This window comes from Fibrobacter sp. UWB10 (assembly GCF_900182935.1).
GTDB lineage: Bacteria > Fibrobacterota > Fibrobacteria > Fibrobacterales > Fibrobacteraceae > Fibrobacter > Fibrobacter succinogenes_O.
The window spans coordinates 42,323-54,938 of the sequence record NZ_FXUE01000005.1; the positions used below are offsets into that span (position 1 = coordinate 42,323).

Below are 12,616 nucleotides of genomic sequence, written 5' to 3' on the forward strand. Positions count from 1 at the left end.
GCTTTTTTTGGGTTTAGTGCTAAATTACACACCCTTCTTGAAGCGCTTGCTCCACCACAGAACGATCGGAGAGCAGATGCACACAGAAGAGTAGGTACCGATAAGGATACCGAAGCACTGGACCAAGCCGAAGTCGCGGATGGAAGAACCACCCATCACAGCAAGGATCACGCACACGAACAAGGTCGTGAGAGAGGTCACCATGGTACGGCTGAAGCACTGGTTCATAGACTTGTTGATGGTTTCGGCGAAGTTGCTGGAACCATACACAGCAGTGTTTTCACGAATACGGTCGAAGTTCACGATAGTGTCGTTCACAGAGTAACCGATCATGGTGAGGAGCGAAGCAATCAAGGCGCCATCGAAGGAAAGACCGAAGGCAGAGATGAAGCCGAGCGTAATCACGGTATCGTGCACCAGGCCGAGCACGGCAGCGACACCGAAGCCGAGACCGAACTTACCGAAGCGGAACCACACGTAAATCAGAATGCCGAGCCATGCGAGAATCACAGAAAGGATTGCGTTGAAGCGGAGTTCCTTACCGATGGTCGGACCCACATTGTCCTTAGCGACGATTTCGCACTTCTGGCCGGCCTTTTCGAAGGCCTGAGCCATCTTGGCTTCGAACTGGGCGTCGTCAGAGGCGCGCATGCTAATCTGGTAAGAGTTAGCAGAAGTACCACCGAGCGTACGGACCTTCGTGCCAGAGATGCCAGCAGCAGAGAGAGCCTTGCTCAAATCCTTTTCATGCTTGTCGCTATCCTGGTACTGCACGGTATAAACCTGACCACCAGTAAAGTCGATGCTGAAGTCAAAGCCCTTAACAGCGATGAAGGCGATAGAAGCAACAATGAGGATCAAGGAAATGAGGCCGAAACGACGGCGGTTCGGAATGATCTGGAGGTTGGCTTCGTTGATAGCCTTGAAGCCGCCACCGATCGAAAGGGTCGTAGCGTCGCGCTTAGCAAGCTTCCAATCCAAGATGGAGCGGGTCACCGTGATAGCGCAGAACAAGGAGGTCAAAATACCGATCGTAAGAGTAAGACCGAAACCCTTCACAGAACCCGTACCAATCTTATAAAGGATAAGGCCGGTAAGCACGGTGGTCAAGTTGGAGTCCAAGATGGCACCGAAAGCGCGTTCGTAACCCTTGGCCACGGCGGCGCGGGCGGTCAGGCCGTTCTTGAGTTCTTCACGGATACGTTCGTAAATAATCACGTTGGCGTCGAGAGACATACCGACCACGAGGATAAAGCCTGCGATACCCGGCAAGGTCAACGTAGCGTTAAACACAGACATCACGGCGGCGGTCACCAAAGTGTTGATCACCATACCGAAGCTTGCAATCAAACCACCGAGGCGGTAATAAGCAACCATGAACACCAAGCAGAGGATAAGGCCGATAGCACCGGAACCGAAGCCCTGCACAATGTTTTCTTCACCGAGGGTTGCACCCACGCTGCGGCTTTCAATAATCTTCATCGGGGCCTTCAAGGCACCAGCGCGGAGCACAACAGAAAGGCGGTTAGCTTCGGCCATGTCGTCGAGACCCGTAATCTGGGCTTCGCCGTTCGGGATACGGTCGCGGATCACCGGAGCAGAAATCACCTGGTTGTCGAGCACGATAGCCATCTGCTTGCCAATGTTAGCGGCAGTCACAGCAGAGAACTTTTTCGGACCAATGCCACCGAACTTGAGGCTCACAGCCACTTCACCGGCACTCACACCGTCAGACACGCGGTACGGACGGGCGTCAACCACATCGTCACCAGCCATTTCAGCACGGCGCTTGAGGAGGTAAAGACGCTTGGCCTTAATCTTGGAATCACGCTGCACCGGTTCGAGACCGCTGCCGAAAGCGAAAGCAACATCGCGCGGAATCAGCTTCTGCACACCGTCGGTAGCGAGGAGCTTCTTGACCTTTTCGACATTTTCTTCGGCGATAAAGCCACCGTTACCAAAACTCAGGTAGTAAGCGGAAAGGGCAACGCCGACCTCAGATGCCGGTTGAGCCTCGACTGCGGCAGAATCCTTGGCGGAATCGTTAGCAGCAACTTCAGCGGCAGGAGCCTTACCGAGCAATTCGTCATCGGAAAGGGCCTTAGTCGTATCCTTGGCGGAATCAACCTTAGCGACCGTAGAATCCTTGGCGGTAGAATCCGTAGCAGCGGAGTCAGCCACGATGTCGGTCGTCTGGCGGGTCAGGTACTGGTCGATGAGGCCAACAACCTGGGTAAACTTTTCAGCTTCGGCCAGGATCTTGAATTCGAGCTTAGCGGTCGAACCCACGAGAGCCTTTGCAGTGGAGTCATCCACGCCTGCCAGTTCAACCACGATTCGGTCGTCGCCGGACGGGGAAATCTGCGGTTCAGAAAGACCGTACTGGTCAACGCGGTTACGGATGATTTCGAGGGACTGTTCCTGAATGTCCTTGATATCGTCGCCCTTGACGTTCGACTTGTCAATTTCGAGCGTAATGGCCGTACCGCCAGCAAGGTCCAAACCGAAGTTGATGGATTTTGCACCCACCTTCGGATTTTCCTTGAGGAAGGTCTGCTTTTCTTCGCCCTTCTTGGTGTGAACCTGGATAGAAGGCCATACCGTGTAGGCCGACAAAACAATGACGAGGAGAATAATCAGTTCTCGCATGCCGAATTTTTTCTTATTCATTTGTAATCCCTATAAGGCATTATTCAGTAAGTTTTGCGCGCAAATGTAGAAAAAGTTGTGCCATCATGTCTTCCCGGCCTTGAGCCGGGATCTCCTTTTTTCGCCGAAAAGAAGAGATTTTCTTTAAAAGAACCACACGGATTCGATTTTGCTAACGCAAAATCTGTTTATTTAACACATTAGTGCAATCAGTGTGATAGAAAACCTACACCTTTTAAAAAAGCGTTAGCTTTTTCCAATCCGTGTGGCCTTTACGCCAAACTTACACTATGTTATACTTAAATTCAGTGCCGTCTTGCAGCACAACGAGCGTCATCGTTTTTTTGCCGAGGGAGCGCTCGATGGCGAAGCCGTTGTCAGCAGCGCGGATTTCAAGCGAGCCGTTGCGAAGCACGGCATTCTTCTTGCGAAGCGCAATCATCTGCTTGATAAATTCGTACAGCGGCTTTGCCTGCATCTCGGCCAGTTTGCTCCACGGTACGCTACGGCGGTTGTCAGGATCCTTGCCGCCCTTCATCGAAAGTTCTTCTCCGTAATAAATGCACGGTGCACCCGGCAAGAAGAACAGAATCGCATACGCGAGTTTAATTCGTTCAAGGCTTACGCAAGGTTGCGACATCAAGCGCGTGGTATCGTGGCTCCCGAGCAAGTTCATGGGAATATCGCCACGGCCTTCGGGAAAAGCGCGGCTCATGCGTTCGCCAAATTCCTTAATCGAAATCGGCTTTTCGTCGAACAGGAACTGCATCGCCGCCTTGCGGAACATGTAATTCATCACGCCATCAAACTGGTCGCCTTTCAGCCAGCGAGAAGGCTCATCCCAAATCTCGCCCACAATGTAGGCATCCGGATTCACCGCCTTTACGCGGCGGCGGAATTCCTGCCAAAAGCTATCGTCGTCAATTTCATTCGGAACATCGAGGCGCCAGCCGTCAATGCCACGTTTCATCCAGTACTCGCCTACCGAGAAAAGGTATTCGCGCACATCGGGGCAATCCGTATTGAACTTCGGGAGCGCCGGAAAGTTCCACCAGCATTCATAATTGGGCTTGTCGGTATAGGCGTTCAGCGGCCAGCCTTTCACATGGAACCAGTCCACATACGGCGAGTGCTCGCCCAATTCCATCAAACTATTGAACTGAAAGAATCCGCGCGAGCAATGGTTGAACACACCATCCAAAATCACGCGCAACTTTAGCTTGTGAGCCTTCTTGATTAAGCGATCAAAATCTTCGAGCGTGCCAAGCACCGGGTCAATTTCAAAATAATCCACCGTGTGGTAACGGTGATTCGAATTGCTCTTGAAAATCGGGCACAGGTAAATCGCGTTGACGCCGAGGCCCGCGATGTATTCTAGTTTGTCTTCGATGCCTGCGAGGTTCCCGCCGAACATGTTTTCGCGAGTGGGCTTGCTTCCCCACTCCACGAACTTGCCTACGGCCTTGTAACGCCCCGAACGGCAGAACCGATCCGGGAAAATCTGATAGAAGATAGCGTCTTTAACCCAAGCAGGAGCGAACATAACTAGAACTTTGAGCTTAGAGCTTAGAACTTAGACTCAATCTCTAAGTTCTACCAACTAAGCTCTACCAACTAAATCTTCCACATCGGGCGGCGCTTGCGCACATCCACGAGCATGCGAATTTCAGAGGCAAGCGACGAGTAGTCCATCAACTCTTCTACAGAACACGGCATGCGGTAGCACCAGTTAGAGCCACCCACCGTACCCGGCACATTCACGCGTTCTTCTTCGGGCGCGCACTTGGTCAAGCTAGCCGAAAGAGCGAAGTAGTCTTGCACCGGCAAAATGCAGAACAAGCTGTTCGCCGTATACACATGGCTCAAAATCAAACGTGCCACAGAAGGCGTCACCTCTTCAGGTGCATTGCCCGGCAGGTGTGCATGCGACCAGTACAGGTTGCGGTCAAAGTCAGGTTCCTTCCAGAGTCCACGCAGGCTAGAGGTATCGTGGCAACTCGTGGCGCATACAGACAGGCGCGGGTATTCGTCCATTTCATAGTACGGCGAATACGGAGCATTCCAATTGCGGGCCCAGCGTTCAATGCGCAGCGACAGGATGTTGAGCTTTTTGAGCACGGCAGGCACGCAAGGCGGCACGGCACCCAAGTCTTCGGCGCAGACCAGCATATCGGTTTCCTGCGAAAGCACGGTCAAGAGCTTGGTGGCATTGGCATCCCACAAGCCATTCTGGGAATTTTCGTTTTCCTTGATCAGGTTACGCAGCTTTTCCTGTTCGTAATCCGGCAAGGTAAAGAGCACCGGAGCATTGTACCAGTACCAATACGGGTAGAAATTGTTTTCGTCGCCCGAGGGCACAAACACGCGGTTCCAGTAAACCTTGAGCAGCTTGTCCTTGACTTCTTGCGGTTCGTTCAAGCCAAGGATACCCTTTTCGGAACTGAATTCCGGCTTCAAGATAAAGCGACCCGGATGACCTTCGAGTTCGGTAAAGCAAACCGGAACCAAGCGGTCGGTATCGCCACCCAAGAAATCGCGCAACTGGTCGTAGCCGTAATTCGGACGGCGCAGGTATTCAAGCGTTTCGCGCATAAAGCCCGCAGCAGCGAGCTTGTCATACGTGAGCGGCACGCACGGGTTAAAGTAACCCAGAATGCCCGTCACTTCTTGCTGCGGAATCGACCAAATGCGGAAGAATCCAAGCACGTGGTCAATGCGGTAAGCATGGTAGAACTTGCTTGCCTGAGCCAAGCGACGGCGCCACCATACAAAGTTGTCCTTTTCAATCACGTCCCAACGGTAAGTCGGGAATCCCCAGTTCTGGCCGGTGTAGCTGAACATGTCAGGAGGAGCGCCAGCGCGGTCATCCAGCGAGAAGTACTTGCGGTCGGCCCACACGTCGGCGCTGTCTTCGTTAATCAGAATAGGAATGTCACCCTTCAGGCGGATTCCCATCTTGGAAACTTCGGCAACTGCGGCGCTGAACTGTTTTTCAGCTTCGAACTGCATCCAAGCCTGGAACAGGTTGTCCTTCAGGAACTTTTTCCAGAGGGCATCAATATCCTTCGCTGTCGGGTCGCGGTAATTTTTCCAGTCCTTCCAGCTTCTTTCGTCGTTCTGAGCCTTGAGGGTGCAGTACACGCAATACGGCTTTGCCCAAGTATTGTCGTCTATCCAGCGCTGCAACACCTTATCTTTTTTCAGGTCGTCATAACGGTTGTCAAAAATCTTGCGCAGAATCAGGCGCTTCCAAGTCGAAATATTGTAGTAGTCGATCTTGCCGTACTTTTCAAAATCGGCCTTGCCCGCCTGGATTTCATCTTCGTATTCCGAAGAACCTTCCACCGACTGCACGTTAATGAACACCGGATTCAAGGCAAAAGCACTGCGGGCGCTATAGGGGCTCGATTCGGCGCCCGTATCGTTCACCGGCAAAAGCTGAATAATATTGAAATCACAAAAAGCGGTCCAACGGGCAAACGGAATCAGGTCCAAAAATTCGCCGATACCAATGCTCTGCTTGCTATAAAGGCTAAAGAGGGGAACGGCCACGCCGCTCTGGAAAAATGAAATGTCACCGTAACGCATGGTGTAAATTTAGTTTTTCGACAAAAATCTTAAATGGGCAACGAAAGAAATTGCATAAAAAAAACCTTCCCGTAAGATTTACAGGAAGGCTGCTTAAAAGTTGTTTCTTTTTTCGTTTAGATCAGGCGGAGGATTTCCTGGGCAGTCTGTTCGGCAAAGGTGTTATCTTGCACAAAGCGACGAACCTCGGTCGGGTTGATTCGGGCGTATTCCGAAAGGGCGCGACCGATACCATTCCTGATGTAGTAATCGTCATCCTTGGCGCAAGTCAGGCAGAACTGTCTGAGCAGCGGCCAGTCGGTACGATCCTTGTACTGAATCTGGAAAATGATTGCGCTACGGCGTACCCACACGTTCGGGTCGCGAATCCAGGAGGCAATCTTGGAACGGAGCGCCGGGAGGCGGAGAGCCAAGTCACCCAGGACGCAAGCGGCGAGCGTATCGACGGTATCGCGCCAAGCACGGGTCTTAATTAACTTTTTAAGGAAGGCAAGGTGCTGTCCACCGAGCAGGACTCTGTGGCGGAACAGGTAGTCACAAGCCGCATACTGGATTTCACGATACGGCTGCGCCCACATGTCCTCGACCCTGGCCACCAATTCGTCACCGTCTTTCGGCGGGTACTTGTCGAATATGGGGTAGGTCACCTCGCGGCGGGGAACAAGGCGAATTCCAAGGAAATCGAACTGTTCTCGAGCCTTCTTAGACATTTCATGTGCTTCCTCTTCATTAGAGATAGCACGGAGAGCAAGTAATATTTCTTGAGTAAACCGAAGCATGTATAACAAAAATAGTCCAAAAAAAATTTTTTTTCTAGGTCTTGACAAGCATTTTTTTCAATTTTTTTTAAATTTGGGTCGCATTTTTTACAATAAATCGACTTTTTCCACTCTTGACAAGCCTGCAAAGGGCAAAAAAATCGGGTTTTATGGATCAGAATTTGTCTAATATCGCGCTCCAAATCATCGAAGTTCCGCCGGAACTCCGCGGCCTCACCGACGAAGAAATCATCCAGAATTCCGAAAAAATCAGGAAGGATTTTAACGGCAAGCGTAAGAACGGAGCCGCCAGGCCCTCCAAGAAAGACCGCCTTGCCCAGAAGCAGCAGAAGGAATACCAAGAAGCCCAGAACATCGCAAACGAGATTTTCGGTTCGATTCCCAAGCAGAGCGACTTGTACTTCAAGCCCAAGACCGCCCTCCCGGGAATCCCGGCATTGAGCGAACTTTCGCCCGAAAAGCAGAAGATGCTGAGCTCCGCCTTCACGCAAGAAAGCCCGAGTTTTTCGAGCTACAAGCTTAAAGAAGCGACCTTGAACAGCGCCCCCAAGTCCATGATTTCGGAAACCCCGAAGCCCGCCTCGGGCCGCGTGCTCAAGGCATCGTTCGGCTCCAAGGGTGGCGACAAACCCAAGGCCGTGATTGTGTCGGCCGCAGACCTCGCCAAGCAAAAGGCCGAAGAACGCGCAAAGAAGATTCAGGATTTCTTTAAGGCCAAGCACCCAGAAGCAACCACCATGCCCGACGGCGCACCCATCAAGCGCGGCCGTGGCCGCCCGAGAAAGAATCCGATTGTTTAAAGCTACAGACCGTTCGGCTCTATAGCATTCATAAAATGTGGCATAGCCTCACTCTCGCAACCGCCCCAGCTTAACGCCTGGGGCTTTGTTGCTCACGAATACCGCTCAATTCTACAGCGATTACAAACAAAATCAAAAAACTCCTTCTCGGGGTGAGAAGGAGTTTTGAGAGGCAACGATCAGACTCGAACTGATGAATAAGGCTTTTGCAGAGCCGCCCCTTACCAACTTGGGTACGTCGCCAAAGTGAAACGCAATATAGGTAATTTTATTCCCTTTTTCAAGGGCAAACCGGGCATTTTTTGCATTTTTTTATCTTTTACGCATGGCAAAACCCGCTTTCAAGGTCAGGTTCAAGGCATTTCTTGTAACCCTCTGGATTAAAAGCCTTCGTATCAGGCTCAAAACGCCCGAGTCGTTTGCTCCGGGAATCCTTGGAGTGTGGCATAAAGATCTACTCGCGAGTGCCGCCGCCTTTAAAAACTGGGGCGTGCACACACTCGTTTCAGAGTCCAGCGACGGTGACTTATTCGCGACCATCGTACAAAATCTAGGCTACAGTGTCACACGCGGGTCGAGCACCCACGGCGCCACCAACGTGCGTCACCTACTTGCACCGCTCCGCGACGGCCGCTTTGTAGGCATGGCTCTCGATGGCCCTCGCGGACCGGCAGGTGTAGTCAAAAAAGGCTCGCTCTGGCTTTCCAAAACAAGCAACACTCCCCTATGGCAAATCAGCGCCAAGTACGGTGCGCACATCACGCTAAAAACATGGGATAAATTTGTTCTGCCCCTGCCTCTGACACGTATTGACATCGAAATTAAATTATCTTTGTGACTGCAAATAAACCAAGGTGATAACTTATTAACTAAGGAATGAATCGTGATTTTAATGCCCCCGAAATTTGTCGCCTTCGACCTTGAAACTACAGGTCTTAACAACCAGAAAGATGAAATCATTGAAATCGGTGCAGTCAAGTTCACCGTAGAAACAAAGAACGGCAAAGTCGTGCCCAAGCTGCTTGGCGAACTCGAAACATTCGTGAAGCCGAACATGATGATTCCGGCCGAAGCCTCCGCCGTGAACCACATTTACGACAGCGACGTGCAAGACGCCCCCGCCGTTGGCGATGCCATCAAGAAGTTCACCGAATTCTGCGGCCAGAGCTCTATTCTGCTCGCTCACAACGCAAACTTCGACGCAAGTTTTTTGCGCGTGGCCTACAAGAACAACCCGCAGCTCGTGCCCGGCAACCCGGTCATCGACTCCCTCGCTATTTCTAAGGCAATTCTCCCTGAAGCCAGCTCCCACAAGCTCGGCATTCTGGCCAACATGTTCCAGCGCCGCGACGAAATCAGCATGAAGATCGAATCCGACAAGATGCACCGCGCTGTTTACGACTGCTTGATGCTCATGGAAGTGTTCGTGGCACTGCTCCGCCGCCGCTTCAAGGAAAAAGACTGGGAAATGGCTTGCATCATGAAGAACATGGAAAAGTACAAGGGTATCCCCCAGTTCATCAACAAGTAATTTTTCGCTAAAATTTCAAACGCATGCGGACATTCATTTGTCCGCATTTTTTTTGTTATAAAAAAAGAACCGCCCCCGAAGGAGCGGCTTTTAAGATTTCTAGTGATTTAGAAAAAGCTTAGGCTTTTTCAGCAACCACCCAAACCTTGACCTGAGCTTCAACGTCGCTGAAGACCTTGATCGTCACGGTGTAAACACCGAGCTGCTTGATCGGTTCTTCGAGAGCAACCTGAGCACGGGTAACCTTAACGCCCTGCTTGGTGATAGCGTCAGCGATGTCAGAAGCGGTCACAGAACCGTACAGACGTTCGCCTTCCACAACGCGGCGTTCGAGGTTGACAGAAACCTGAGAAAGCTTGGCAGCCACATCGCCAGCGGCAGCGAGTTCCTTCTGGAACTGAGCTTCAACGGCAGCGCGGTTGTTTTCGATTTCAAGCTTGGCTTCCTTAGTAGCGCGAACAGCGAGCTTGCGCGGGAAAAGGTAGTTACGAGCATAGCCGTCCTTAACCTTCACGACGTCAAGCATCTTGCCCAAATGGGGGACATTAGCCTTAAGAATAATTTCCATAGTCTAGTTCCTCCTTATTAGCGCAAGCTGTCCGAAACGAACGGGAGAATAGCCATCTGACGGGCACGCTTGATAGCTTCGTTCAGCATACGCTGATACTTGGCGGAGGTGCCAGAAATGCGGCGAGGAATGATCTTACCACGTTCAGAGATAAAGCGACGAAGAGTCTTTTCGTCCTTATAGTCAATGAACTTGATGTTGTTTTCCGTGAACCAGCAAGTCTTCTTGCGGCGGATACGGGTTGCCTGCTTCTTATCTTCAAAAGCCATTATTCAGCCTCCCCTTCTTCTGCGTCAACCGGGATGATATCTTCGGTGGACTGGGTCTGAGTTTGGTCATAAACAATTTCGCTCATCGGATAATCAGCGAGAGTCATCCAGCGGAGAACGTTTTCGTTCAGCTTAAGAGCGGCTTCCACAGAGGCGACCGTAGCGGCTTCAGCCTTGTAGTAGAAGATCACGTAAAAGCCATGCTGGCGCTTCTTGATGGTGTAAGCGAGCTTGCGCTTGCCCCAATCGTCGCGGCGGAGGATTTCGCCGTTGCCTTTGGTGATGTTGGCGGCGATAGTCTCGATTTCAGCCTTGATAGCGTCGTCAGAGATCATAGCGTCGATGATCACCATCGTTTCGTATTGTCTCATATAATGAGTCCCTTTGGTCTATCGCCCGGGAAACCGACATTGGCCCCGGGAGGGTTCCGATAAAAATCGGTGCACCAAATATAGAAAAACGGGATTTAGGTGTCAAACCTCGGAGGCAGGTCCACCCTACGCTCCGAACTGAATACCCAGGAAAAAGGAGTTCGACCACCCGTCAATATCGTTGTTGAAGGTCTTGATTGCCCCTATTTCAAAAGAAATCCAGGTCGAACGAAGCGTACGCTTGGCCCACGGCCATACTTCGCGAAGGTTAAAGGCCACCCCCGGCACGACATTCAACAAGACCGCCTTCGAAAAGTTGTATTCCACATGGGCACCAGCAGTCAGCGACAAATACCGGGTCAAGTTATAGCCACCGCCAACACCGAGCCCAATCGAAAAGCCGTCCAATGTGAAAAGCCTCTGGCAATCATCGCTTTCGTCTATACCCAGAGAATCAGCAATCTCTTCGCCGTCGGATTCATCCCACCAATAACGTTCGTCTTTGTCCTTACTGGTTTTCTCGCCCTTGACCTGCTTTCTGAAAGCAGAAATACTCGTGTTTTCGAGTCCCATGAACGGTTCTACATAAAGGTCGAATTTATCGGAAGGCTTATGGAACCTCAAGTTCACGCGGTAACGTTGGTACATGACCATGGCGTCGCGGTCCAAGTCACCCCCGAAAAAGCGGACATCGGCACCGGCACTCACCCAATCGGAATAAAAATATTCGATTTGCACCTGCCAAGCGCCCATGCAGTCGCATTCGTCCAGCGGGTCGTAAACACCAAAACCCATACCGAACGAAAGCCCCTGTTCCATGTAGGCAGTCTGCCCTGGCAAAGGGACCGTGGTAATTTCGGACAACTTATTCTCTGATTCAAGCGAATCTACGTCGTCTGCCGCAAACGAGGCAGACAACCCAAATACAAGAACAATCAGCAAGAATAAGTAACGCACAACTGAATATTAGAAAAAACGCCCGGCAAGCCGGACGTTTTCATCAAGGAATTCCCATGATGAACGACGTTAGTCGTTCATCATATGATTATAGAACTTGGTGTAGTTGTCCTTGTCTTCGGTTTTACGGATGGCGATGGCGTCTTGCGGGTGGCGGTTCAGCATACCCGTAATCATCTGCGGAATGATATAGCCCCATTCGTACTTTTCCTTAAGCGGCAAGAACAGTTCCTGGTAGGCATCGAGCACCGGACGCAGGTCGTACTTCGGGTTCTTCAAGAAACCGAGCAAGAGTTCGGTGGTGCAGTTACCAGCGCCACGGCCCATACCGGACACGGAACCGTCGAGGTAATCCACGTGGTCGATGATAGCCTGAATCGTGTTGGAGAAGGCCAGCTGCTGGTTGTTGTGGCCATGGAAGCCAAACTTCTTGCCCTTCACGATACTGCGATAGCGGGTAATTTCCTTATCGATGTCTTCCTGGTAGAAGGCGCCGAAGCTGTCCACGAGGTAAAGCACGTCGGCCTTGCATTCTTCGTTCACCTGGTGCAGGGCTTCGTCCAGTTCCGGACCACGGTCACGGCTCACAGCCATGATGTTGAGGGTGGTTTCGTAACCCATGTCGTGGAAGGCATTCACCATTTCGATACCCTTGTCGATGTTCTTCACGTAGCTTGCCACGCGGAACATCTGGTACGGGCTTTCGCTAGCGGGCTTCACGGCGTCCATGTTCACGCGGCCCACGTCAGCCATCACAGCCATCTTAATCTTGGAATCGATACCGTCTTTCACCTTCCAGAGCAGATCGTCATCGCAGAACTTCCACGGACCATATTCCTTGGGGTCAAAGAGATCCGGAGAGTTCTTGTAGCCCATTTCCATATAGTCCACACCAGCGGCAGACAGGAGGGTGTAAAGGCGACGCACAAATTCGAGGGAGAAGTCGTGCTTGTTGACCAAGCCACCATCGCGGATGGTGCAGTCCAAAACTTTGATGCTTTCGTAGTACATGGTTTGATTCTTGTTAATGGTTTATTCTTTAGGATGTCTTCCCGGCGAAAGCCGGGATCTCCTTTTATTTGTTCGCGGACAAAACTAGAATTC

At 51.4% G+C, this 12,616-nt stretch carries 12 protein-coding genes and 1 tRNA gene; 3 read left to right on the forward strand and 10 right to left on the reverse strand.

Going from position 1 to position 12,616, the window contains the following annotated elements; translation table 11 throughout:
- Positions 1-24: 24 nt before the first annotated feature.
- The 4 genes from secD to QOL41_RS11690 all read right to left on the reverse strand — a co-directional run bounded on the left by secD (position 25) and on the right by QOL41_RS11690 (position 7,016).
- Positions 25-2,670 carry a protein translocase subunit SecD gene (secD, locus tag QOL41_RS11675; RefSeq protein WP_283429903.1) on the reverse strand — a complete coding sequence of 882 codons (2,646 nt, stop codon included), beginning with the start codon at positions 2,668-2,670 and terminating at the stop codon, positions 25-27.
- Positions 2,671-2,932: 262 nt separating this feature from the next.
- Positions 2,933-4,192 (reverse strand): glycoside hydrolase family 13 protein, encoded by a 1,260-nt coding sequence (locus tag QOL41_RS11680; protein WP_283429904.1) that lies wholly within the window; start codon positions 4,190-4,192, stop codon positions 2,933-2,935.
- Positions 4,193-4,263: 71 nt separating this feature from the next.
- Positions 4,264-6,237: a 4-alpha-glucanotransferase gene (locus tag QOL41_RS11685; protein WP_283429905.1), complete on the reverse strand. Its 1,974-nt coding sequence runs from the start codon at positions 6,235-6,237 to the stop codon at positions 4,264-4,266.
- A gap of 116 nt (positions 6,238-6,353) precedes the next feature.
- Positions 6,354-7,016, reverse strand: coding sequence for a DNA alkylation repair protein (locus QOL41_RS11690; RefSeq protein WP_073058164.1), 663 nt, complete (start codon positions 7,014-7,016; stop codon positions 6,354-6,356).
- A 149-nt stretch (positions 7,017-7,165) separates the two neighbouring features.
- On the opposite strand from QOL41_RS11690, the gene QOL41_RS11695 reads away from it, so the two are divergent.
- Positions 7,166-7,816, forward strand: a complete 651-nt coding sequence (locus tag QOL41_RS11695) for a hypothetical protein (RefSeq protein ID WP_283429906.1) — start codon at positions 7,166-7,168, stop codon at positions 7,814-7,816.
- A 170-nt stretch (positions 7,817-7,986) separates the two neighbouring features.
- Here the strand turns inward: QOL41_RS11695 and QOL41_RS11700 are convergent.
- A tRNA-Cys gene (locus QOL41_RS11700) sits at positions 7,987-8,059 on the reverse strand.
- Between the two features lie 82 nt (positions 8,060-8,141).
- Between QOL41_RS11700 and QOL41_RS11705 the strand changes: the two genes are divergently transcribed.
- Together QOL41_RS11705 and QOL41_RS11710 are read left to right on the forward strand one after the other, a co-directional pair.
- Positions 8,142-8,654, forward strand: a complete 513-nt coding sequence (locus tag QOL41_RS11705; RefSeq protein WP_283429907.1) for a lysophospholipid acyltransferase family protein — start codon at positions 8,142-8,144, stop codon at positions 8,652-8,654.
- Positions 8,655-8,708: 54 nt separating this feature from the next.
- Positions 8,709-9,347: a 3'-5' exonuclease gene (locus QOL41_RS11710; protein WP_254794079.1), complete on the forward strand. Its 639-nt coding sequence runs from the start codon at positions 8,709-8,711 to the stop codon at positions 9,345-9,347.
- Positions 9,348-9,465: 118 nt separating this feature from the next.
- On the opposite strand, the gene rplI is transcribed toward QOL41_RS11710, so the two are convergent.
- From rplI to QOL41_RS11735, 5 genes are all read right to left on the reverse strand, one after another.
- Entirely contained in the window at positions 9,466-9,915 is a 450-nt protein-coding gene (gene rplI, locus QOL41_RS11715) for a 50S ribosomal protein L9 (protein ID WP_088627222.1), read from the reverse strand.
- A gap of 17 nt (positions 9,916-9,932) precedes the next feature.
- A complete protein-coding gene (gene rpsR / locus QOL41_RS11720; protein ID WP_072801474.1) occupies positions 9,933-10,184 on the reverse strand; it encodes a 30S ribosomal protein S18 in 252 nt (83 codons plus the stop codon).
- Positions 10,184-10,555 (reverse strand): 30S ribosomal protein S6, encoded by a 372-nt coding sequence (gene rpsF / locus QOL41_RS11725; RefSeq protein WP_088627221.1) that lies wholly within the window; start codon positions 10,553-10,555, stop codon positions 10,184-10,186. Before rpsF ends, rpsR begins: the two co-directional genes overlap by 1 nt.
- 126 nt (positions 10,556-10,681) lie before the next feature.
- Positions 10,682-11,512 (reverse strand): hypothetical protein, encoded by an 831-nt coding sequence (locus QOL41_RS11730; protein WP_283429908.1) that lies wholly within the window; start codon positions 11,510-11,512, stop codon positions 10,682-10,684.
- Between the two features lie 69 nt (positions 11,513-11,581).
- On the reverse strand, positions 11,582-12,523 hold the full coding sequence (locus tag QOL41_RS11735) for an aldolase catalytic domain-containing protein (RefSeq protein ID WP_173654726.1): 942 nt from the start codon (positions 12,521-12,523) through the stop codon (positions 11,582-11,584).
- Between the last annotated feature and the right edge of the window lie 93 nt (positions 12,524-12,616).

Excerpts from the sequence above, each read along its gene's own strand:
- secD (WP_283429903.1), bottom strand. The coding sequence starts at position 2,670 with ATGAATAAGAAAAAATTCGGCATGCGAGAACTGATTATTCTCCTCGTC.
- QOL41_RS11680 (WP_283429904.1), bottom strand. The coding sequence starts at position 4,192 with ATGTTCGCTCCTGCTTGGGTTAAAGACGCTATCTTCTATCAGATTTTC.
- QOL41_RS11685 (WP_283429905.1), bottom strand. The coding sequence starts at position 6,237 with ATGCGTTACGGTGACATTTCATTTTTCCAGAGCGGCGTGGCCGTTCCC.
- QOL41_RS11690 (WP_073058164.1), bottom strand. The coding sequence starts at position 7,016 with ATGCTTCGGTTTACTCAAGAAATATTACTTGCTCTCCGTGCTATCTCT.
- QOL41_RS11695 (WP_283429906.1), top strand. The coding sequence starts at position 7,166 with ATGGATCAGAATTTGTCTAATATCGCGCTCCAAATCATCGAAGTTCCG.
- QOL41_RS11705 (WP_283429907.1), top strand. The coding sequence starts at position 8,142 with ATGGCAAAACCCGCTTTCAAGGTCAGGTTCAAGGCATTTCTTGTAACC.
- QOL41_RS11710 (WP_254794079.1), top strand. The coding sequence starts at position 8,709 with ATGCCCCCGAAATTTGTCGCCTTCGACCTTGAAACTACAGGTCTTAAC.
- rplI (WP_088627222.1), bottom strand. The coding sequence starts at position 9,915 with ATGGAAATTATTCTTAAGGCTAATGTCCCCCATTTGGGCAAGATGCTT.
- rpsR (WP_072801474.1), bottom strand. The coding sequence starts at position 10,184 with ATGGCTTTTGAAGATAAGAAGCAGGCAACCCGTATCCGCCGCAAGAAG.
- rpsF (WP_088627221.1), bottom strand. The coding sequence starts at position 10,555 with ATGAGACAATACGAAACGATGGTGATCATCGACGCTATGATCTCTGAC.
- QOL41_RS11735 (WP_173654726.1), bottom strand. The coding sequence starts at position 12,523 with ATGTACTACGAAAGCATCAAAGTTTTGGACTGCACCATCCGCGATGGT.